A 21,255-nucleotide genomic window follows, 5' to 3' on the forward strand; every position below is an offset into this window, starting at 1 on the left:
GTTATATGTGTTTGTAATAATAGTCTTGGACGTTCGTTTTGATCGTTTGTCCTTGACATTGTATGGTATATTCGTTATTATTTTTGGTCACGTCGAGCGTGATAGCATCTGGATTTCCGATATCCAAATAGTGTTTTCCGTTGAGCGCGTATTGCTTTCTGTCGGTTAAGTGCATGTTGTAAATTTCAGCATGCGGATGCCACAATAATTGCATGGAATAGGGCGCAATTGTCACATTCGTTGGTCGCTCAATTTTGATACGCAACGCGTTTTCGGCAACTTTTTCTTTTTGATAGTTTACCGAATTGAACAATGGCAAACGTACATTCGTAGCATGATCTTCATTTGAACTCAATGAGAGATTTACAGGAAAAAACGGATATGCAATTGCCAGTAATTGATTTGTATTTGCTTGTTCTTTGTAATATATTTTTAGTGTTCCTTTTTTGTGTTGTTGTTTGAGCTCTTTTTGCAATAAAAGGGCTTCTTGCTGAATTAGGGTTTTGATATCTTTATCTTCTGTGAGTTCAATTTTGTATTGTTTTAAGAGTTGAATAGGCGAGAATGTTTGTAGTGAAAATGTTTGTATCAAGTTGATAAACAAGGTTTTGTTGTTCACTTTGTTGCACACAAGTATATAATCTTTGGAAGTTGCTATTTCATTTTTTAAGAATTGATCGCTGATCATGCGTTCGTTTTGTAACGTCAGTTCGTCTTTGAAGGTTGCTTCTTCTATTACTGCCGTGTGAATGTGATATTCATTTTTAGATGTATCGTTTTGGATGGTGAAGTTTAGCTTTGTATTTTCTTTTGGATATGCTATGAAGTGAATTGTATATTTTTTACCATACTTTTTGCGAATTTTTGCATGAAAAGCCGTTTCTACACCTTGAATGTGTTTGGCATCTTGTTTTTGAAATTGAAACACATCAATATCATTTAAGAACAACACATTTTTCTTTGAAACGACCGCCAACCATTTTTTGGAAGACGAAGTATCCACGTCTATTTTTGTATGTGCGATAAACCGATTTTTCAATCTAACTGAAGCAAACCGATTTTTTTCTCTTGTAAATCCCGCATATTGTATTTTTTGCTTCTTTTTCAAGCGTTTAAAGCCATTTTTTATGATAGTCACTTCTCCGGAAGGACTAATAATGATACATTTAGGACGATACCATTTGTAAGCTATAGCAACCATCCACACGAGAAGAAGTAGTAAAAGAAGCGCACCAAATTTGAGTACCCACGAAAGATGCAACGGTGAAGAAATCGCGTAGATTCCTGAATGCGCTTCGTTGATTGCTATTTTTCGGGTACGTTTTCCGAGCACTTCGTCTGTATAGAGCTGTTGTCCAAATCCATATACCAAAACTGTATTGCCGAATAGGCTGTTGAGTTGTGCAGGAATGTGTTGTACGCTGTCTTTTTGGACAATGATCGGATAGGAACGTTGTAATAATTCACCATTTACGATTATAGAATCTAACTTTATCAAATGATTTTCAGCATATTCCGAATTTATTTTTAGTGTGATAGAATCTTTTTTTTGTGTTTGAATTGTGATTGCTTTTTTTATCTTTTCAGATTGTTTTAAACCTTGTTTTGTGATGTATGTATTGGCAAAAAGTTTGGGTTTTCCATTTTTTTCAATCGGAGGAAAAACGGCTGAAAATACACCACGGCCTTTACTTTCCACATTGAAAGGATTGTAAATGAGATTGCTTAAAATGCTGTCAATTTCATGTTGTTTGTCGGGCATAAATTTTCGCACCGTTTTGTAATCTTGCAACCATTGATCCGTTTGGTCGGCATCATCTGTAATGCTACACAGAATGATTTTGTGGTATTGCTGTAGATTCAGTTCTTGGTAATCTTCCAAAAAAGAGGCTAGTGTCATTGGTTGAATGAGCGACACAAAAGAAGTCGCATACGGAAAGTTTTTCGTGTCCCAACGTCCATAAATTCGTTGAAAACTGCGTTCAAATTCGTTCGCATCTGAAAATTGCAACGGTGCTTTTCCGCGTGTGGCTTTTCGGATGAATTGCTTTCTGAATTCTTTTTTACTACGATTTTCTCTTTTTAGATAGAAAGGTACTTTCGCTTTCTGAAAGTTTTTTCCAGGCATGTATACCAAACCGCTGTTGTAAAAGACAAATGCATCTTTGGTAAAGTCAATTTTTGAATATAATGCAGTATCGAGTAAGGTGTTGAATACGTAGTTTTTGTATCCCAAATTGGCATCTGTCATGGAGCGACTTTTGTCTAAAGTCACAATCCACAGGTTTCCTTGTGCATCCACATCTTGTGCTTTTAAAACAGCAGTAAACGTGCAATACAAAAGAAGCCAAACTAAGATTCTCAACGACTTGTACATTGAATTCAGTAATTGTTAGTAAAAATTGAACTTGTATTACTTTATAAATTGTACTAGTGTTTCATGCAGTGGAATCTTTGTTATATAAAATGTTTTAAATGTTGGTTTTGATGTGGAATTTGGATGAAAACTTCAATAGGATAACGTGTTTTGTTTGGACTTTGTTGTTTTGAAGTAGAAAGAAATCTATTTGGGAAGTTAAGATTGTGTGGATTTTTGAGATAAAATAGGCTGTTTTTAAAAGTAGAATTTCGTCAAACCAAATTTTGATGCTGAGCGCATTCAAAGTACGATTCGGTTTCTCATACTCATTCTAAATCAATATAATGAGATTCTGAATCAAGTTCAGAATGATGTTTCTAAAAACTTTTAAAACAGCCTATTTTCAACATTAGGTGTAGTTAGTAGCGTATTTATTTTTTTGGGATGACTTTTTCTTTTTCCATTGATTTGATAATTTTTTTTACGTAATCGTCGGTAGTTTTTGCAATGTCCGCAGGATCAATAATGTTGTAAGAACCAAACCAAACCAGTGATTTTTCTTTGTCTTTTTGCAGATTGTAAATAGAGGTTTCTACATAGAATACTTGGTATCTTTTGTAATCATCTTGATCGAAATAATCATCGCGAGAAGCTAAATAACCACCTAAAAATTGTTGCAAACTGTAATCAAATCGGGGAGAAGCACCACTTCTAGATTCGTTTTCGCGAACGCCTTTTACCGCAGAAACTAATACCGTTTCATAGCCTTCTGTCAATAAGGTATTGATTTGCGCTTCAATTTCTGCTTCCGTTTGCGTAGCATCTTGGAATAGCTTTTCAAAAACGACCGTACTTTGTATCGCATTGATGTTTCTTGCATTTAATTCGCGCACTAATAGAAATTCAAAATTACTTCGCGCCTCAAAATCGGGTGTTACGCCCACAACCAATACATTTTTTGGATTGAATTCTGTAAACTCAGGGTTTTTCCAACTTTCACCAGATTTGATGGAGCCACAGCTAACCATCAGTAATACTATCGCTAATAGGGAAAAGGTTTTCATGATGTTGAATTAGTTTATCAATTCTTTTTCTTCGACTTCTTTTTTGATGTCTGACTTCTCTTTAATGAGTTGTTCGTGTTCCAATACCGCAAGTGCCATATAAATATAATCAGTGACCGATTCTTCAATAGATTTCGGATCTACAATGTCAATATATCCTTTCCAGAGCAATTCTCGGTCTTTTGTTGGACATATACAATACATTGAAGTTTCGGAATGATATACCGTGTAACTTTCATAGTATTCAGGATTGTAGTAAATGTCTTGATATTTCAAATATTCATCGCTAAATTTTCGATAGGTTTCGTCGTAATCTTGATACTCTTTTTTGTATTGAATTTTATCTTCTACGCCAATAATTTTGGTTAATAAAATGGTGTCAAAACCATCTTCAATGAGTGAGTTTTCAATGGCTTTTATTTCTTCAGCGGTCATTTTTTCTTCTCGCAGCGACGGATCAAATAGTGAGAGACTTGTTACAGCTTCGCTTCCGCGTGCTTCGAGTTCTTCTTTGAATTTTTTTTCAAATTTTTGACGCGCTTCCATATTTGACGTCAATCCGACAATCAATACTTTTTGTGGCTCGTACCGATCAATATCAGGGTTTTTCCAATGATCTACCAATTGTGTGGTGGTACATGCTGCCAACATAAAAGCGCTTAGGCATAAGAGGTAAAAAGTACGTTTCATGACGGTTTTTTTTAATGATTTCTATCTAATAAAAACTGAAGTTTCTCTTCCTTTTTGATGTTTTTTACGATATTGAATAGCTGCGTTTTTAAAATTCTGTATTCTTTTAAAAATTCAGCAACTTCCATCGTTAAATTTCGGTGCGTTTCTTTGTATTTCTTTTCGTCTTCCAACTGATCAATTCCATCGAGCATGATTTGCAATTCTTTTTCATGCACCACTACAATTTTAATGAGTTGTTCGGTACGTCGATACGATCTAGTGATGGCATCAATAATTTCCTTATCGCTAGAAAATATGTCTAATTCTTTCAACTGTGTTGAAAAAGAAGCGATTAGATTTTCAAAGAAAAAGTGTTCGTCTTTTATAAATCGTAGCTGAGACAACCAGTTTAGCGAGTCGCTATGCATATCTTCAGCACTAATCCATTCAATATATTTGGTACTTTGTTGTGTAGTTCTCATGATGATTTATTTTATTAATTACACCTTAAAATTACCTTCAAAAACCCAGAATTACTATGACAAATATCAGCTTACTCTGGAATGACTAAGAAAGGAACTTTTAAGTGAAAAGCGATCTTTTTAATAACGGGTTCTCGCAAAATGCTGTCTATGAAACTGTGCGAATAATATACCATCGCTAAAATGTCAATGTTAAGGTCATCAATAAAGTCTTGGATGCTGATTTCCTTGCTTTTATGACTTGGAACGATGTGAATACTGTGTTCGTAGTCTTTCAGATATTCTTTTAACGTATTTAGATTGCCTTCCTGTTTTTCATTCAGTTTTTCTTTATCATTGATATGAATGACTCTAATTTTGGAGTTGTACAAATCTGCCAGCTTTTTTAAATAGCTCAATTCTTTGGCATCACAGTAGTGATTGAAATCGCTTGGAAATGCAATTTGTTTTGGCGCATTGAATTCGTAATCGTTAGGAATGGCAAGTATTGGACAGTTTTTTACTTTCTTAAAAATCTTAGCGGTATTGCTTCCAAAAAGGATTCCTTTGGCACCTGTAGCACCTTTGGTTCCCATAGCAATCAAGTCAATTTTGTGTTTGAGTACGGAACTTTCAATAGCATCGTCTAAATCGCCCAAACTAACAATGACTTCAAATTCATGATTACTGTTGGTGTTTGTAGCTTCTACTTGTGCTTTGAGTTTGAGCATGTCTTTTTTGGAGTTTTCCAACATGGTTGTCAATAATTTATTGGAAAAACTTGCCATTCGGGAAGATGTTACTTTTTGCGAATTTAATAAGTAAAACTTACAGGTTTCGTGTTGATACAGCTTTAATGTATACACGATAGCGCTCCAGGCATTATCAGAAAAATCAGTGGGCAATAGAATATTTGTCATGATGTTTGATATTAAATTTTAGATATAAATTATTGTTAATTTTTCGGTTATATTTTTGCTGGAATTACTAAAAACGGAGTGTTTAAGTGCAATCCAATTCGTTTTACTTTGGAACCAAAAAATAAGTTTTCAAAAAACGAGTGTTTGTTATTTAGCATGGCTAAAAAGTCAATGCGCGATTGTGATTGAAATTCCGAAATCGCTGTTCCAATGTCGTGATGATGTACAGTATGAAATAAGTGTGAAACACCTTCAAAATGTGTTGCAAGTTTTTGCCTGTGTTCTTCTTGCGAAGTGGTCAATTCGTCTGCATTAGAGACATGTAAAATGTGTACACGTGCCGAAAATAAGGAAGCGATATTTTTTATTTCTGTGACATGTCTTTTTTCAAAATCAACGCCATAATCAGAAGGAAACAAGATTTCGTGTGGTTTTTGAAATGTATAATCACTTGGTACAGCGAGCAACGGACATTTACTGTTTTTTAATACATGAATCATGTTGGAGCCAAATAGTACTTCTTTTAATCCAGAAGCACCTTGCGTTCCCATGATGATCATATCCATTGTGTTTTCCTCATACAGAAGTTCAATTTCTGAGATCAACATATTGAATGCAGAGATTCGAGAGAAAAAGTGCATCGGATTTGGAAATTCTTTTTCAATCGTTTCCTGAACCTTTTTCAAGCCATTTTGCGACTTTTCTTTCAACGCATCCAGCAAGCCAAATTGCGCAGCACCAACTTCCATATATTGTACATGATAAATTACTGGTGTATAGGTGTTTAATAAAATGAAATTACATTTTTGATCTTTAAATAATTGAACGGCATACCGAATAGCATTCAAGGAATTTTCTGAAAAATCGGTGGGCAATAGTATTTTTTTCATCGCTGTACATTTTTTAAATTCTTAGTTTAAAAGTACGGTGTTACGGTTCAAAAAACTATGATATATATCAGCTTAGAAAGCTTGGAAACAAGCTATCATTCATGAAGAATTAAAAACGGTATATTTCGATGATAGCTGATATGATCTACATTGGAGTGAAATAAAATTTGCTTGAAATAGTTTAAGTTTTTTGCCGCCATAATCATCAAATCAATGTCTTTTCGTTCTGTGAAATTTTCGACAGCAGTTTCTATATGATCATTCGACAGAAAGTGAAAACTATATTTGCGACCATCTAAAAAATCTTCCAACAAGGCTTTGTTTGCTTGTTGATGTTGGTTCAAATGGTTGGTAACTTTGTTGATGTGTAACACTCGAAGTGAGGTGTTTTTTTTGTCTAAAATGGTAGCAATTGGTGCTAAGGTTTGAATGTCGGATGCCAAGCTGAAATCTGTTGGGAAAGCAACTTCATCAAAAACTTTATAGGTAGCATTTTCTGGAATGATGAGGAGTTTGCATTTGACTCTTGTAATTACGTTTTCAGCATAATTTCCGATAACATGCGATTGTTTACTTGTCAAGCCTTTGGCGCCCATAATGATCATATCAATCTTTTTTTCGTCTACTTCTTCGCGAACTGATTCTACAAATGAGTTTGTGTGAATGATGGTGAAAAAATGATGATTTTGTTGTGTTGGGAACGTTATAGCAATACGTTTGTGGAGTTCGTCAAACTTAGCTTTGGTATCGTTTTCTGCTTTTTCGTTTACATGTAAGACATAAAAATTACACATGGCAGATTCTAAAAAACGCAATGCATACTCAATTGCGTTCCACGAGTTTTGGGAGAAATCTGTTGGTAATAATATATTTTTCATCGCTAGATTGACATTTACGAACAAATCTAACGAGCTCGATTTCTTTATAAAATGATATTGGTCATGTTTTGGTTTATGAGTGTATAAGTTTAAAAGTTTATAAGTTTAAGTAAGAATTTGAATTTTGGAATGCTGATGTCATTCCTTTGAAGCAAGGAATCAAAAGAAAGCTTGAGTTTTCAAGTACATCTCGATACTATTTTTCTTCATTTCAATCAGAAAATCACTCGACGTGACGTGGTTTTGTAGCAAAGACATGTATAGTTAATACATTTCCTGCAATTGCTTATAGTCTACAATTTTGATGTTTCTTCCTTCAATTTCAATGATGCCTTCTTTTTTGAAGCGTGAAAGTGTTCGGATGAGCGTTTCAGTAGCAATTCCGGCAACACTTGCCAAATCGTTTCGTGAAATTTTGATTGGATCGTTTGGATGGCGATTGAGTTTATCTGCAAATTTTAAAATCGTGGTCGCTGTTTTTCTGTGTACCGAACTGTATGCCATTTGCAGCAACTGATCTTTGATGCCCGAAATATTATCGGTTAATAATTGAATTAATTCTAAAGTTACTTTATGGTTTTTGTCCAAAACATCAATCAATTCACTTTTGGAAAGTCCCACAACTTCCGTGTCTTTCATTGCGGTTGCTGTTTCTTGATACGGCATATTCTGTGTAAATGATGTATATCCGAATAAATCATCGTCTTTGTGCAATGCTGTCGTGAGTTCTTTTCCTTGTTCGTCAAATTTGTGACATTTTACCACACCTTTGATAATCAAATAGATATAATTAGAGCTTTGGCCTTCTTCATAAATAGTAGCATCTTTTGAAAAGTTGAAAATTGTACCATTATCATCAAAAAAGTTCTTCAAGTCATTCAGATTTCGCAATTGATGCTCTTCTTCTTTTAGCGATCGATTTTCACGTTCGTCTTTTAAAATGGCAGCTTTTGCAATGCGACTCTCTATAGCGCTTGTGAGTTCTTCTTCTTCAAACGGTTTGGTAATATAATCGTCTGCGCCCAAGTCCATGCCTCTGCGAATATCTTGTCGCTCTGTTTTTGCAGATAAAAATATAAACGGAATATACTTCGTAGCGTCTTTGGCAGATAATGTTTCCAACACACCATATCCATCTAGTTCGGGCATCATTATGTCGCACACAATAATATCTGGTGTATGCTGTAAAGCACTTTCTACACCTTTTTTTCCATTGGGTGCAGTGATGACTTCATAGTTGGCAAGTTCTAATAATTCAGCTGTATTTTCTCGTAAGATGGTATCGTCTTCAATTAGTAATACTCTTTTCATCTGTGGTTGCTTTATTCGGTATGTTAATTGTAAATATGGAGCCTTTATTTTCGGCACTTTCAAAAGAAATACTTCCGTTTAAGTTTTCTAAATGACTTTTAACAATATTCAATCCAATGCCTGTTCCCTGAACTAACAATGCATTTTCAGCTCTAAAATAACGATTGAAAATGTTTTTTTGTTCTTTTTCTGGAATTCCAATACCATTGTCTTTTATTTTAAACGTTGTAGTGGTAATATCCTGTGTAATTAGAATGTCAATAATGGTATTTTCAGAAGAATATTTAATGGCGTTGTTCACTAGGTTTGACAATGCCAATTCAACAATTTTTTCATCTTGATACAACGAAAAACCGTCAATATCTTCTGGATAATTAATTTGTTGTCCGTCTTTTAATAACATATTGGCGTTGTACACAACTTCGTTGACCACTTTGCTCACTTTGAACGTACTTAGTTTGTAATTTACTTTTCCTTTTTCTAGTTTTTCAACCGATAAGAAATCGTTCAAAATATTATTTAGGTAATGAACTTTGTCAGAAATGATTTGGATATGGCGATCTCGTTTGGTTTGTTGTTCGGTCAATTTGTATTTTCCCAACAACATGGAAGACGTTAAAATACTACTCAACGGTGTTTTGAATTCGTGTGAAACCAAGGATAAAAACTTTGTTTTCAGCTCGTTAAGTTCTTGTTCTTTTTTCAGTGCAATTCTGGCTTCTTCTTCTGCTTGAATTCTCAGTATATTTTCAGCTTCAAGCTTGGCAATACTTTTGCTTAATTCTTGTGTGCGTTGTATTACTTTTTGTTCTAAGTCTTCATACAACTCTTGAATTTTTTCCTCTTGTTGCTTTCGCACAGAAATATCAATGACAAGCGCCATTACATAATGTGAATCTTGTACCGTAAACGGATTTAAACCAGCCTCTACAGGAAACGTGCTGCCATCTTTTCGAGCACCGTATAAATCGCGTCCGTGTCCCATTTGGCGACTTTCGCGCTGTTTCATAAAACCATCAAAATGTGCGCTGTGCCCTTTATGGTATTTTGACGGAATTAGGGTTTCAATCGATTTATCAATCAATTCTTCACGTTGGTAGCCAAACATGTTTGCTGCCGATTTGTTGACATCTATGATTTTTTGTTGCGTATTTACAACGATAACTCCTTCAGATACAGCATCTAAAAGAATATTGAATATATCTTTTTCTTGTCGGAACATAGTAATTTTTAAGCATCAAGCATCTAATTCACGAAATTAGGAAAAAAATATACGAAACGTATACGGTTAAAGCATTAAAACATTTGAAACTAAAAAATCCACCAAATGTATTGATGGATTTTAAAAATTTTCAAAAAAGAATGTAATCTTTCTAAAAGCGATTAGTCACAACAGTTTGTTTCAACTGTTCCTGTTCCAACAGGACATCCTTCACAGCTTCCTTTTACATTATCATTACAAAATGATTGCACAGTATCTGAACACTGCAAAGGATCATGTGAGTTTTGAACACAACCCGGAGCCGTTTCCATATTTCCCATACCAATGATCTTACTGGTAAGGGTTAGGTTTACAATTGACTTCTTGTTTAATACTAACGATTTTAAATGTTGTTTTTTCATAATGATGATCGTTTAAGTTATATTTTAAAATGTGCTTTCAACAGTAGTTTTTACTGTCTTACCACATAAAGATGCGCATAGAAAGTGCTGTACACAATAGCAACTTCATAAGTGTATTGATTTATTTCAAATTCGTACTTCATTTTGAAAAAAAAGACATAAAAAAACCGCTTATCGTTGTTATAGGCGGCTTTTGTATATGTGAATCTACTGGTTGCTTTAGTACTCTAAAAAGTCTGTAAAATCAGAAATATCATTGTATTGAATATACGTACAATTTATGCCCGTAATTGGATCATTTGAATTTCTATATGGACGTGCAATGATGACATTTTGAGCGTTGTGCAAATAACTGTAAGATACCGTAATGAGATGCGTTGTTGAAAGTAAATCTGCAAAAGGAGTGACGACTAATGGTTCGAAATAGCGTATGATTCCTTCATTAGAAGTGTCTACATCATTCATTGGATGTCCTGTGGTAGAAATTGAAAATTCTCCAACGAAGTTCACTGATTTTGGGAAGTATAATTCAATACAATGATTGTATAAAATATAGTCAATAAATTGTGCTGTTAGGTTAGAACTTCCTCCGCCAATTCCTTGAGGTGGTGGATTTGGGCGTGTTTTATCATGATTTGGATATCCCATAAACAAATATAAATTAGTACGTTCAATGAATTTAATTGCAAATGCAGAATTGTTGTCTAAAAGCTGGTTTAATTTAATGACTTTGTTGCCATTTTGAAGCAATGTTGCAACTTCTTGTCGTGCAGCGGCATCTTCTCGTAATACGCTTCCCGCAATGTAAGAAACCCAATTTAAATTGATTTCTAGAATTTCTCGTTGACTATACCCATCATTGATAGTGCTAAAATTTTTGGGCGTCATTTCTGATTTCGAAGTCTCTTTTACAAGTTCTTCTTCGTTTTCAAGGTTTTCTTGTTTACAAGAACAAACGAAAAGCAGTAGCACTAATGCGAATATTATTTTTTTCATAATGCAATTGTGTTAGGGTGAATTTTATCTAAAATACTATTCTTCTACCAAAGAATAGGTATATTTTCATAAGTGTATGGATTGGTTTCAAATTCGCTGTCTGCTATTTCAAATACGTATGCTTTTAGCTGAATATTTTTTCAAGTGTGTATTCTTTTCTGCGACTAGACACAGGGATTTTGATGTCAATATGCACAATAAGCACACCATTTTTGTCATACTTTAACACATGTTTTTTATTCACAATATAGGATTGATGACAGCGAATAAACAATTCTGGCGACAACAATTCTTCCACCTTTTTCATCGGTTTTGAAATCATTATTTTTTCGAGTTGTTGTGTGTAAAATGTGGTGTAATTTCCTTCTGAGCGGCAGTATAAAATATCTTTTTCGTACACGGCATACACAGCGTCGGACGTTTTTAGAATGACTCTTTTTTCTTTGACACCTTCAAAAAAGTCTTGTGAAACCTCAATGAGTTTGTCCAAATGATTTCCTTCATTTTTAAGCGCAATGGCTTTTTCGATGGCTATTACAAATTCGTCTTCGTCTACGGGTTTTAAAATATAATCCAACGCACCAACTTTAATGGCTTTGATGGCGTTATTGTCAAATCCGGTAACGAAAATTATATTGAAGTCTTTATTCGGAATTTCCGCCAAAATTTCAAAACCTGTTCCATCACCTAAGTGAATGTCAAGTAGAATTACATCGGGTTTGAGTGTTTTTATTTGTGCAATTCCTTCCGCAACATTGGAAGCTTCTCCTATAACCGAAACAGTTTCGCTAAAATGTTCTTGTAAGAGCGTTTTTAAGTCATTGCGGATGGCAATTTCGTCGTCAATGATAAGCGTTTTAATTTTCATCGGAAAGTTTGTAAGGGATTGCTAAGGTAATTAAAACTCCTGTGTTTGCGGTGGTATTTGTTGAAATTGAGATTTCTTTTCTGGTCGCTTTTTTTATAAAATTTTGAATTAACTGAATAGAAGTGGAGTTTTTGAAGGTGTTTTTATCTTTGGAAAAACCGCTGCCATTATCACTAATTTCACAAAGAATAAAAGTTTCTTTTTTGGTGAAACGAAGTGTGATCAGACCTGTATAATCAATGTTTGAAAAACCGTGTTCGATGCTGTTTTCAATAAACGGTTGTAACAACATGGGCGGAATAAAAATCAATTCGTCTTCGTGCATGTTTTCATAGTGAAATTCATAGTGAAATTTTTTAGGGAAGCGCAATAATTGAAAGTCCATATACTTTTTGAGCGCATCAATTTCTTTGTCAAACTGAATATAGTTTTGAGTAGAATTTTCTAAGATTATACGCAACAATCGCGAAAATTTAAGCAAATGTTTTTTTGCTTCTTCTTTGCTGTGTTTGATCGTATTTTGAATGGAGTAGAGGACGTTCGACGTAAAATGCGGATTCATTTGACTGCGTAACAACCGTTGTTGCATTTGCAAATGTTGTCTTTGAAAACGGAGTTTTTTAGTGCGATAATAAAGAATTCCACCAAAAACAATTAAAAATAACATACTGAATACTAAAAATAAACCATTGCGCAAACGTATGTTTTTCAATTCGGTATTTCGTTGCTGTTGAAACAACAATTTTTCTTTGGCTGCGGCTGTTTTTAGTGCTAACAATTCAGATTCGTATTTTTTGCGATACGCGTTGTTTTGATGGTCCAACAAACGATCTAATTCCGCTTCTACAGTAGCGGTAGCTTCGTTTTGTTCGTTTGCCAAACGAAGTTGGTATGTTAAAATGTTTCGTTGATAATCGGTTGGTAATTGCTCAAAATTTTGCCCTTTGGCAGAATCTAAATATTGTTGTGCTTTGGCAAACTCTTTTTCAATAATATACGCTTCTGCGATGTTCGAATAACTATTGGCTAAAAGTTCATTTTTATCAAAAACGGTCAAGCGTTTTACATTTTCAAGTGATTTTTTATAGTGGTAAATGGCACGTTTCAAATCGTTCTGATAAAAATCATAAATACCGCGTGCCGAATATACTTGTCGCTTCAAATCATACGTTAATAGCGAATCTTTTTTGATAAGAGCATCCAAAATATTGACAGCTTCTTCGGAACGGTTCAAATTGTCTAAAATACGATAGCGATTCAGCAATTCTTGATGATTGGTCAATGCTAATTCAGGATGTTTTGCAATAATTTCAATGCGTTTCTCATTGGCTTTTAGTGCTTTTTCAAACTGAAACGTTCCTTTGTAAATTTCTTCCAAAAAGAAATGGTAATACCCAGCATTTAACGGATCTTTTTCTAGATTTATTTTTTCCTTAAAGGCCTCTACCAATGCCATGCAATCGCCATATTTCCCTTGATTTTTAAAAGTTTCAAACGCAACATAGTAAACGTAAAAATGTCTTGAATCTACTTTCGTATGTTGCAAAATTTTTGTCGTATTATAAAAATAAGTAGCTGCACTATCCATTTCATTTTTAGCCCGATAATAGGTTCCAAACGCAAATGTGTTTTCCGCTTGAAGCGAATCGGAAATAAAAGGATATTTCTGAAGTAATATCGCTGCTTTTTTAAGGAAATATGCAGTAGAATCAAGCGTGGTATGTTGCGCTTTTGCTTGAAGCGAAATCACTTTTTGAGTAATTTCTGTAGTGTTTACCGCTTTCTGACAAGCAAACAGCGTTATGAGTACGAAAATACATGGAAAGACTTTTGACATATGGTAAACATAACTAAAAATTGTGTATTGATGGTTACAGTAAACGAATCGAAGTTATCATTTAGCTATAAAAAAATATCAAAAGTTGCGTTGATCATGTTGAAAAAGCAGTTTTCTTTTGTGAAGTTTGTAGGATGAGCAAGCGCGTTGATTTATGGTGATAAAAACAAAAAGTGAACTTCTCAGCTCACTTTCTTTATCTTGTATCTGTTTTAAAAAAAACTAACTCGCTTCTACGATGTTTAAGGTATACATCGGATCTTCATCATCGTTGAGTGCAAATTCAATGGAATTCACTTGAAAGTCTTCCCAATCGCTTGGATCAATTGGCCAACCACCAATTTGATTGTAATCTTTATCAAATACCATAAATTGTGGATAATTAAAATCGGAGGTTCCTACCGCGACGCCGCCAAAAACAAAAACACCATCTGAAAATTGTGCATACGAAGCGGCTAAAAAGTTGCCTTCGCTGATACCTTGTGGAATTTTATATTTTGAAGGATTCTGCATCATATCTGTCCAAATATTTTTTCCGTTTTTAGGAATGGTCATGGTTGCTTCTAATTGTGTTGCCATAATGAATTGTTTTTTATGATTTACTCAAAAATACACCTAATTAGCATACGAAAACAGCGTATAAATACGTCATTTTTAGTTCAATCGGATCAAAAAGCAATTTACGAAAAGTACATCACTTCATTATATTTCTCCCAAAAAAGCGGTAACAAAACACACTTTTCCGTACTTCTTAATACGAATGTACGATGCAATCGTATGTAATTTATAAACCTTTTAAAAACTATTTCTTATGAAAAAAAAGAATTTAAAAACATTGGAAATCCGAAAAGAGCAAGTGGTTTCATTAACCGATCGTGTTTTTGGAGGTGCATTGCCAACTACAAAGCAATCTACTGTAAATCCTACCAAAGCAGGAGATGTTTGTGATCTTACTGCAGCAGTCTGTCCAACCAATTGGTTCGACTGCTAGGAATGTAGTTTTTTAAAAAACGAAAAGCTTCCGAGGTGGAAGCTTTTCAAGTATATAGTAGTCTATTTTTATTTTGTTTCTGTAGCTTTATCAACGGTAATGCGTTGTTCTCTGTTTGCCAATTCCCACGCAGTATGGAATACCAAACGTGTGCGATTGGTCAATAAATCATAATTGATTTTTTCTACGGTGTCTGTTGGTTTGTGATAATCGTCGTGTGTTCCGTTAAAGTAGAAAATGACAGGAATACCATTCTTCGCAAAGTTATAATGATCTGAACGATAGTAATAACGATTTGGATCGTTTTCATCGTTGTATGTGTAATCTAGTTCTATGTTGGTGTACTTTTTATTTACTTCTTCGGAAACATTGTGCAATTCTGTACTCAACTTGTCTGAACCAATTAAATAAATATAATTACGTTCGCCTTCGGTACGTTTTGGGTCAATACGACCTATCATATCAATATTCAAATTGGAAACTGTATTTTCTAAAGGAAATATAGGATTATTGGTATAATATCTCGATCCTAACAATCCTTTTTCTTCTCCCGTCACATGCAAAAACACGACAGAACGTTTTGGACCGTTTCCTTCTTTTTGTGCTTGTTTAAAAGCTTCCGCAATTTCCAAAATCGCCACTGTTCCCGAACCGTCATCGTCAGCTCCATTATAAACTTCTCCATTTTTTACACCTTCATGATCTAAATGTGCAGAAATTACAATGTATTCATTGGGCTTTTCGTCTCCTTCTATGATTGCGACAACATTCTCAGATTCCACATCATTTGTTTTGTCTTTATTTACGATTGCCGCATCAACCTTCATCCTAGCAGGCGTTGCATCTTTGGCAATATCAGCATGTACATCTGTGGCTAGTTTTTCATTAACTACATAATAAAAGAACGGATCTTTTTTATCCTTTAAAGAAATTCTGCTTCGCTTTTTCATGTATGCAGCTTGCATTTTGTAGCGTTCGTACAAATCGCCCACAAAGTATAATACACCTTTGGCTTTGCGTTCTTTAGCAACACTCATTTTGGCTGCCGCTCCTTGTCGGATGTTTCCCCATTTAGAATTTTCTTCCGTTCCTGTTAAAACGAAGGTACCGTCTTTATTTTCAGGTTCTCCAATTTTAAACATCACAATTTTTCCTGCTACGTCTATGTTTTCGTAATCAGAATAGTTTTCATCATCAATTCCATAGCCTACATACACAATTTCTGAAAAAGAAACCGTTCCATTCATTTGTGCTTGAAATGATAAAAAGTCATCTTCAAATATGTATTCTTTGCCATTTATAGTCAAGTCTGCCTGTAAGTTGCTTCCTTTTTGTAAAGGCACATTTTGAAAATAGTTTCCGTCTTTTTGTGCTGCGGGAATTTCCAAGTTTTTATATTCGTCTCTCAAATATGCTACTGCTTTCTTCTGTCCAGGTTCGCCAGTATCTCTTCCTTCAAATTCATCAGAAGCATACGTATACAAATGTGTTTTCAGTTCGGCTTCTGTAATGGTGTTGGCGTAGGGAATAGGATCTAAGTTTTTGACTGCCTTTTCTTGTGCAGTTTTTTGATTTGTGCCACATCCAATAATAGCCAAAAGTGCTAATGATAGGAGTTTTTTCATAAGTGAGTTTTTTAATTATTTGTTGTATGAAATTCGTCAAAACAATGTAGGTAGGGAAAGCTTGCTTTTACACGTATCTCATCACGTTGGTTTAGAGAAGTCAAAGGTATTGAAATCAGCCTTTTATTTTGTTATATATTTCTTAAAAAACAGTAGAATCTATAAACAAGCGCATAAAAAAAGTCTATCAGTTATAATTACGATAGACTTTTGTATGTTTTTTTGCGATTATTCTAATCCTTCCAATTCTTTTTCAAGTTCTTTCACATCTTCTTTTTCTTGTTCTTCACTTTTTTCGGTAGCTTGTTTTACATCGTCAGCGACTTGATTTTCTTTAAACAAATTCATCGTAGTAATGGCTGCTGCCAGAAACGACAAAGCTATAATCAATTTTGGAACGTTTTCTCGCATTCCGTTGCTTTTGGAAATATACAAAGCGGCAAAGCCTAAAATAAGTCCAAATACTACGGGAATATAAGCAAAGCTGTCTAGAAAAAATGAAAGTAAAAAGGCCAATACTGCCGAAATGCTTCCTAAAATGATACAAAAAGTTCTCATGGTTTGTATTTTTTGGTTTTAATGAAAATTAGTTTGCAAGCCCAGAAGCGTTTGTCAATTGTAACATACCACTTCCAATTGGGATGGTAAACTCAACCTTGACAGGAACTTTATTAGCATCTGCCGTCATCCAAAGCGTTGCTGCTTTTAGAAAATCGCCATTGGTAATCACTTGTAATTTGTGACACGTTTTTTGTCCTAAGTTTCCAGCATCTACGGTTTCCTTTCCAACATATCTTAGGGTTACAGGCGTTTCTTCTTTGTCAAAAATAATTTTAAACGTTTTAGCATCTCCCACAGAAGCATTATCAATAGGAAGATTACGCACATTATACAAGGTAGAAATTACGTCCATAGCACCGTTGCTAAAACTAAAATTCTTATTTACAATCCAATCAGTTCCATCACGTCTACGCTTAATTTGCTCACTTTTAATGAGTTTTTTCTTCTGATTGTATACATATTTCATTTTCTTCTTGTAGCTTCCTTCTTGAATGTCTCTTTTGTACATGGCAGGCAACAAAGAAGATTTAGTTACATACGATTCATACACATCACGAATCTTAAAGAAAAAATCATACTTTTTAAAAGTGCTTGCGCGACATTTAAAGTGTAATAAGGTGTTGCTAGATGTTTTTACTTGTGAAGTCTCCATATTTACTTGTGCCAAATCCGTTAAAAAACCTGACATCTTGTAGGATGCGGTAAAAACCAATTTTTCACCGTCCTTAAAAGGCAATTGTTGTGCGTGTGCTGCTACTTGAAACAGACAAGTCACAATCAGAAGACATACAATCTTTTTCATTCTCTTCATTATTTAGGTGTTTTTCTTTAGTACTAACGCTATAGTATTCACTTATTGTGCCAAACTTATTTTTTTATTCGTAAGAAGCATCTGATAGCATTTTGTAACTTTGGCAAAAATACACATTACAACGTAGTGACGAAATTAAATTTTCACAAACAAAACTTTTTTAAAAATACCTATTGTATTTTCAAAGCAGTTGACCTTCAATGGATACAAGATAAAACACCCGATTTTACGAGCCGTTCTGGAAGTCAATACTTCTACACAAACGATGGCGTATACCGATTTTCCTCACATTGGGGACGCGCAGCTACCTGTAGATGGCGATTGCAAACAGAAACTTCAACCTTTCAAAACGGTGCAAAAGTAGGTTTTGCCAAATGGACCGATTTTTATAAAGACAATGAAGTAGAGAAATTGTATTTCGTCAAAAAAAGTGAATTCACACACAAATACGAATACTTTCACAAAAATGAACCTTCGTATAAAGATGAATATGTGTTAAGAACAGCAGGCGATACACGGAAAGTTTTACGGCAACTCAAAACGATTACTACCGAAACCAAATGGGCAAAGTACATTCCGCATGACGATTTGGAAGATGTACGCAATTACCTTATCAACGGATTGATTACGTCTAACAAAACCTTGCCTGAGTTGCGAAGAGATTACAATTCGTAATTTTACAAAAACGAAATGCCTAATAAAATCCAACCGATGACTAACAGCAATCCGCCAAGTGGTGTAATGGGTCCTAAAAAGCGAAGTTTCTTGCCTTTGGCGCTGCTCAAACACAAACCGTAAATACTAAAAGAAAACAAAAACGTTCCGAAAATCAAACACCAAGCGGCACTTTTTTCTAGTGTTTCAGTAAAGGACAATTGAAATCCGATCACTAGCAACACAATGGCGTGATATAGTTGATATTTTACGCCAGTTTCAAAGCTTTTTAGTAAATCATCTGAAAATGTTTTCTTCAAGGCATGTGCGCCAAACGCGCCAAAAATAATGCCCAATGCGCCATACAAAGCCGCGGTGATTAATATGATTTTTTCCATGATGCAAAGGTACATAAGATTTGTATTTCTTTGATAATGACTTCGTACACATCTTTTATCAGACCTTCTTTCATGTATGTTCATTTAAAATTTTGGTGCAAAATTTCTTTGCAAAGAGAATTTACTCCTGATTCATCAACTGCTCATCGCTATACTGACAACATTTTGGCAAGTTGCTATAGGCTTCTTTATCGCCTTCCATTTTATCGGTATCATAGCCTGCAGCAGCAATCGCTTTGTGAACAACATTTTCATTCACAACATATTCATCATACGAAATTTCAATGCTCTTTTTCTTCACATCCCAAGTAGCTTTGGCAACACCTTTCACACTATGAGCAGCTTTTTCAATGGTTTCTTTACACATCCCACAATTTCCTCGCACGCCAAAAGTTGCCATCGATAACTCTTTGCCTTTGCTATTTTTAGTAATGGTTTTTGTTTCTTCCTTTGTTTCTGCTTTAGCATCGCCTTTACAACCTACAATTGCCAAACCAGCGATCATTGCGACTAATAAGATTCCTTTTTTCATTTTAATTTAAATTTAGTTTATGAGTTTATGAGTTTAATAGTTTATTTTCAACATTCAACATTCAACATTCAACATTCAACATTCAACATTCAACATTCAGTGTTCATACTTCCCAACACGCAACACCTGCACCACACTTCCACAAGTCAACATCGCATCGCCAAAATACGGATTTTTAATGGTAGTTTCATTACTAATCCAATACGCACCTTTATCATTGTCCGCCATTGGACAAAATTGAATGACAACTTGCTGATCGAACGTTTTAAAATTTTTCAACAAAATAATCATATTGTCAGAAATAATTTGAAAATTTTTCCGCTGTCTTTCAATAGTAACTGCATTGTGAATTCCTTTGGAGGTTTTGTGCATAATTGCCCAAATTGAACCTGGTAAATTCCGTTGCGGAACGGTTAATTGTTCCAATGCGTTTCTAAATGCTTCACTTTTTTCGGTCGCTAACTTTTTGTCACTTGCTACCAATGCATCTTTGAGTTCCAAATACGCGTTAATGCTTGGTAGAAACGCCTTTTCAAAAGCAACATCCAGTTCAAATTCGTTGGCTGTCGTTTTTTTGACGGAAGCATCCCGATGCATCATAGACTTTTTTCCTTGCAATTGTGCCGCAGCATCTACGGTGAATGCGCCATTTGTCACAAGTTCATCAGAAGCCGTCAATCCAGAAAGTACCTCATATTGATCTTTTGTTCGATATCCCAAAACAATTTCCCTTGCTTCAAAAATAGGCTCATTCTCCTTTTTTACATACACCAACGAACGTTTTCCTGTCCACAATACCGCAGATTTCGGAATGAGCAATGCGGTACTTTTTGAAACTTCCGTGCTTAAAATTCCTGTGACAAACATGCCAGGTTTTAACTTTTGATCACGATTGTTCATTTCAACATTCACGGAAAAAGTTCGTGTTTTTACATTCAACACAGGATCAATAAAGCTAATGGTTTCCATAATTTTTTCATTCGGATTTGCGTTGGTTGAAACTGTAATCGCATCGCCTTTTTTAAGATTCCCCACTTGAGGTTCATACGCATCAAAACTTGCCCAAACCGTATTCAAATTGGAGACTTTAAACAGTGCGCCACCTTCCATGACATGATTGCCTTCTTCCACCAACTTTTCCGTCACAACGCCCGAAACACTTGCGTAAATAGGAAACTGCGTAGCTACTTTTTGAGAAGTTTCCAATTGTTGAATTTGTGCTTCTGTCAATTTCCATAATTTCAATTTGTTCCGAACGGCTTTGTACAACTCAGGTTGCGAAGCTTTCATGCGCATGGCGGTTAACAACTCTTGTTGTGTGGTGACCAATTCTGGCGAATACATCAAGGCGATTTTTTGTCCTTTGCGGACTTCTTCACCTGTAAAATTGACAAATAGTTTTTCAATGCGACCCCCAAAATGTGCGGTTTGTGTCGCATTGGTTTTTTCGTTGGCTTCAATCGTTCCGGTAAGTTTCAAAGTAGTTGAATTTGTGGTTCCTTCAGATACTTTGGTGGTTTCAATATTGGCTAAGGCAATCGCGTTTTCCGTCATGCGGAATTGATTCGGAGACAGTTCGTTACTGCTTTCTTTTGCAGGAATTAAATCCATCCCACAAATAGGACAATCGCCCGCTTCGGGTTGCATGATTTGCGGATGCATGGAGCACGTCCACATGGTAGTTTCCGAAGTTGTTTCTTCTGTATGCGAATGGTCTTTGGTTTCTTCTCCCGAAAGGGCAAACTTCCCAACGGCAATTCCCACGATCAAAATAATGATATAGATGACATATTTTTTCATAAGG

At 34.9% G+C, this 21,255-nt stretch carries 22 protein-coding genes; 2 read left to right on the forward strand and 20 right to left on the reverse strand.

What is annotated here, in order from left to right; genetic code table 11:
• Position 1: 1 nt before the first annotated feature.
• From KORDIASMS9_RS14635 to KORDIASMS9_RS14700, 14 genes are all read right to left on the reverse strand, one after another.
• The gene (locus tag KORDIASMS9_RS14635) at positions 2–2,377 is read right to left on the reverse strand and encodes a hypothetical protein (protein ID WP_114903557.1); all 2,376 of its coding nucleotides are present in this window, start codon (positions 2,375–2,377) and stop codon (positions 2–4) included.
• Between the two features lie 413 nt (positions 2,378–2,790).
• Complete coding sequence (locus KORDIASMS9_RS14640; RefSeq protein WP_162819976.1) at positions 2,791–3,423, reverse strand: hypothetical protein; 633 nt, start codon at positions 3,421–3,423, stop codon at positions 2,791–2,793.
• Between the two features lie 9 nt (positions 3,424–3,432).
• Positions 3,433–4,113, reverse strand: a complete 681-nt coding sequence (locus KORDIASMS9_RS14645; RefSeq protein ID WP_114903559.1) for a hypothetical protein — start codon at positions 4,111–4,113, stop codon at positions 3,433–3,435.
• Between the two features lie 11 nt (positions 4,114–4,124).
• Positions 4,125–4,577: a hypothetical protein gene (locus KORDIASMS9_RS14650; RefSeq protein WP_114903560.1), complete on the reverse strand. Its 453-nt coding sequence runs from the start codon at positions 4,575–4,577 to the stop codon at positions 4,125–4,127.
• A 71-nt stretch (positions 4,578–4,648) separates the two neighbouring features.
• The gene (locus KORDIASMS9_RS14655; protein ID WP_114903561.1) at positions 4,649–5,476 is read right to left on the reverse strand and encodes a universal stress protein; all 828 of its coding nucleotides are present in this window, start codon (positions 5,474–5,476) and stop codon (positions 4,649–4,651) included.
• A gap of 47 nt (positions 5,477–5,523) precedes the next feature.
• The gene (locus tag KORDIASMS9_RS14660; RefSeq protein ID WP_114903562.1) at positions 5,524–6,366 is read right to left on the reverse strand and encodes a universal stress protein; all 843 of its coding nucleotides are present in this window, start codon (positions 6,364–6,366) and stop codon (positions 5,524–5,526) included.
• A 95-nt stretch (positions 6,367–6,461) separates the two neighbouring features.
• Positions 6,462–7,244: a universal stress protein gene (locus tag KORDIASMS9_RS14665; protein ID WP_114903563.1), complete on the reverse strand. Its 783-nt coding sequence runs from the start codon at positions 7,242–7,244 to the stop codon at positions 6,462–6,464.
• A 264-nt stretch (positions 7,245–7,508) separates the two neighbouring features.
• Entirely contained in the window at positions 7,509–8,555 is a 1,047-nt protein-coding gene (locus tag KORDIASMS9_RS14670; protein ID WP_114903564.1) for a response regulator, read from the reverse strand.
• Positions 8,533–9,777, reverse strand: a complete 1,245-nt coding sequence (locus KORDIASMS9_RS14675; protein WP_114903565.1) for a PAS domain-containing sensor histidine kinase — start codon at positions 9,775–9,777, stop codon at positions 8,533–8,535. Before KORDIASMS9_RS14675 ends, KORDIASMS9_RS14670 begins: the two co-directional genes overlap by 23 nt.
• Positions 9,778–9,938: 161 nt before the next feature.
• Positions 9,939–10,178 carry a hypothetical protein gene (locus tag KORDIASMS9_RS14680; RefSeq protein WP_114903566.1) on the reverse strand — a complete coding sequence of 80 codons (240 nt, stop codon included), beginning with the start codon at positions 10,176–10,178 and terminating at the stop codon, positions 9,939–9,941.
• 219 nt (positions 10,179–10,397) lie between these two features.
• On the reverse strand, positions 10,398–11,174 hold the full coding sequence (locus KORDIASMS9_RS14685) for a hypothetical protein (protein ID WP_114903567.1): 777 nt from the start codon (positions 11,172–11,174) through the stop codon (positions 10,398–10,400).
• Between the two features lie 124 nt (positions 11,175–11,298).
• Positions 11,299–12,042: a LytTR family DNA-binding domain-containing protein gene (locus KORDIASMS9_RS14690; RefSeq protein ID WP_114903568.1), complete on the reverse strand. Its 744-nt coding sequence runs from the start codon at positions 12,040–12,042 to the stop codon at positions 11,299–11,301.
• Positions 12,032–13,879, reverse strand: a complete 1,848-nt coding sequence (locus KORDIASMS9_RS14695) for a histidine kinase (RefSeq protein ID WP_114903569.1) — start codon at positions 13,877–13,879, stop codon at positions 12,032–12,034. Before KORDIASMS9_RS14695 ends, KORDIASMS9_RS14690 begins: the two co-directional genes overlap by 11 nt.
• Positions 13,880–14,101: 222 nt before the next feature.
• Complete coding sequence (locus KORDIASMS9_RS14700; RefSeq protein WP_114903570.1) at positions 14,102–14,458, reverse strand: hypothetical protein; 357 nt, start codon at positions 14,456–14,458, stop codon at positions 14,102–14,104.
• A gap of 232 nt (positions 14,459–14,690) precedes the next feature.
• On the opposite strand from KORDIASMS9_RS14700, the gene KORDIASMS9_RS14705 reads away from it, so the two are divergent.
• Entirely contained in the window at positions 14,691–14,870 is a 180-nt protein-coding gene (locus tag KORDIASMS9_RS14705; protein WP_114903571.1) for a hypothetical protein, read from the forward strand.
• A gap of 68 nt (positions 14,871–14,938) precedes the next feature.
• On the opposite strand, the gene KORDIASMS9_RS14710 is transcribed toward KORDIASMS9_RS14705, so the two are convergent.
• From KORDIASMS9_RS14710 to KORDIASMS9_RS14720, 3 genes are all read right to left on the reverse strand, one after another.
• Entirely contained in the window at positions 14,939–16,495 is a 1,557-nt protein-coding gene (locus KORDIASMS9_RS14710; protein ID WP_114903572.1) for a M28 family peptidase, read from the reverse strand.
• A gap of 228 nt (positions 16,496–16,723) precedes the next feature.
• Positions 16,724–17,053, reverse strand: a complete 330-nt coding sequence (locus KORDIASMS9_RS14715) for a hypothetical protein (RefSeq protein WP_114903573.1) — start codon at positions 17,051–17,053, stop codon at positions 16,724–16,726.
• A gap of 28 nt (positions 17,054–17,081) precedes the next feature.
• Complete coding sequence (locus tag KORDIASMS9_RS14720) at positions 17,082–17,858, reverse strand: DUF3108 domain-containing protein (RefSeq protein WP_114903574.1); 777 nt, start codon at positions 17,856–17,858, stop codon at positions 17,082–17,084.
• 135 nt (positions 17,859–17,993) lie between these two features.
• On the opposite strand from KORDIASMS9_RS14720, the gene KORDIASMS9_RS14725 reads away from it, so the two are divergent.
• Complete coding sequence (locus KORDIASMS9_RS14725) at positions 17,994–18,542, forward strand: hypothetical protein (RefSeq protein WP_114903575.1); 549 nt, start codon at positions 17,994–17,996, stop codon at positions 18,540–18,542.
• 2 nt (positions 18,543–18,544) lie between these two features.
• Here the strand turns inward: KORDIASMS9_RS14725 and KORDIASMS9_RS14730 are convergent, their stop codons facing one another.
• The 3 genes from KORDIASMS9_RS14730 to KORDIASMS9_RS14740 form a co-directional block, all read right to left on the reverse strand.
• Positions 18,545–18,919 (reverse strand): DUF423 domain-containing protein, encoded by a 375-nt coding sequence (locus KORDIASMS9_RS14730; protein ID WP_114903576.1) that lies wholly within the window; start codon positions 18,917–18,919, stop codon positions 18,545–18,547.
• Positions 18,920–19,040: 121 nt separating this feature from the next.
• Positions 19,041–19,451, reverse strand: a complete 411-nt coding sequence (locus KORDIASMS9_RS14735) for a heavy-metal-associated domain-containing protein (RefSeq protein WP_114903577.1) — start codon at positions 19,449–19,451, stop codon at positions 19,041–19,043.
• 96 nt (positions 19,452–19,547) lie between these two features.
• A complete protein-coding gene (locus KORDIASMS9_RS14740) occupies positions 19,548–21,251 on the reverse strand; it encodes an efflux RND transporter periplasmic adaptor subunit (RefSeq protein WP_114903578.1) in 1,704 nt (567 codons plus the stop codon).
• Between the last annotated feature and the right edge of the window lie 4 nt (positions 21,252–21,255).

Origin of the sequence: Kordia sp. SMS9 (genome assembly GCF_003352465.1) — a bacterium.
In the GTDB taxonomy this organism is placed as follows: Bacteria; Bacteroidota; Bacteroidia; order Flavobacteriales; family Flavobacteriaceae; genus Kordia.

Coding starts and splice junctions, on each gene's coding strand:
- KORDIASMS9_RS14635 (WP_114903557.1), bottom strand. CDS start 2,377: ATGTACAAGTCGTTGAGAATCTTAGTTTGGCTTCTTTTGTATTGCACG.
- KORDIASMS9_RS14640 (WP_162819976.1), bottom strand. CDS start 3,423: ATGAAAACCTTTTCCCTATTAGCGATAGTATTACTGATGGTTAGCTGT.
- KORDIASMS9_RS14645 (WP_114903559.1), bottom strand. CDS start 4,113: ATGAAACGTACTTTTTACCTCTTATGCCTAAGCGCTTTTATGTTGGCA.
- KORDIASMS9_RS14650 (WP_114903560.1), bottom strand. CDS start 4,577: ATGAGAACTACACAACAAAGTACCAAATATATTGAATGGATTAGTGCT.
- KORDIASMS9_RS14655 (WP_114903561.1), bottom strand. CDS start 5,476: ATGACAAATATTCTATTGCCCACTGATTTTTCTGATAATGCCTGGAGC.
- KORDIASMS9_RS14660 (WP_114903562.1), bottom strand. CDS start 6,366: ATGAAAAAAATACTATTGCCCACCGATTTTTCAGAAAATTCCTTGAAT.
- KORDIASMS9_RS14665 (WP_114903563.1), bottom strand. CDS start 7,244: ATGAAAAATATATTATTACCAACAGATTTCTCCCAAAACTCGTGGAAC.
- KORDIASMS9_RS14670 (WP_114903564.1), bottom strand. CDS start 8,555: ATGAAAAGAGTATTACTAATTGAAGACGATACCATCTTACGAGAAAAT.
- KORDIASMS9_RS14675 (WP_114903565.1), bottom strand. CDS start 9,777: ATGTTCCGACAAGAAAAAGATATATTCAATATTCTTTTAGATGCTGTA.
- KORDIASMS9_RS14680 (WP_114903566.1), bottom strand. CDS start 10,178: ATGAAAAAACAACATTTAAAATCGTTAGTATTAAACAAGAAGTCAATT.
- KORDIASMS9_RS14685 (WP_114903567.1), bottom strand. CDS start 11,174: ATGAAAAAAATAATATTCGCATTAGTGCTACTGCTTTTCGTTTGTTCT.
- KORDIASMS9_RS14690 (WP_114903568.1), bottom strand. CDS start 12,042: ATGAAAATTAAAACGCTTATCATTGACGACGAAATTGCCATCCGCAAT.
- KORDIASMS9_RS14695 (WP_114903569.1), bottom strand. CDS start 13,879: ATGTCAAAAGTCTTTCCATGTATTTTCGTACTCATAACGCTGTTTGCT.
- KORDIASMS9_RS14700 (WP_114903570.1), bottom strand. CDS start 14,458: ATGGCAACACAATTAGAAGCAACCATGACCATTCCTAAAAACGGAAAA.
- KORDIASMS9_RS14705 (WP_114903571.1), top strand. CDS start 14,691: ATGAAAAAAAAGAATTTAAAAACATTGGAAATCCGAAAAGAGCAAGTG.
- KORDIASMS9_RS14710 (WP_114903572.1), bottom strand. CDS start 16,495: ATGAAAAAACTCCTATCATTAGCACTTTTGGCTATTATTGGATGTGGC.
- KORDIASMS9_RS14715 (WP_114903573.1), bottom strand. CDS start 17,053: ATGAGAACTTTTTGTATCATTTTAGGAAGCATTTCGGCAGTATTGGCC.
- KORDIASMS9_RS14720 (WP_114903574.1), bottom strand. CDS start 17,858: ATGAAAAAGATTGTATGTCTTCTGATTGTGACTTGTCTGTTTCAAGTA.
- KORDIASMS9_RS14730 (WP_114903576.1), bottom strand. CDS start 18,919: ATGGAAAAAATCATATTAATCACCGCGGCTTTGTATGGCGCATTGGGC.
- KORDIASMS9_RS14735 (WP_114903577.1), bottom strand. CDS start 19,451: ATGAAAAAAGGAATCTTATTAGTCGCAATGATCGCTGGTTTGGCAATT.
- KORDIASMS9_RS14740 (WP_114903578.1), bottom strand. CDS start 21,251: ATGAAAAAATATGTCATCTATATCATTATTTTGATCGTGGGAATTGCC.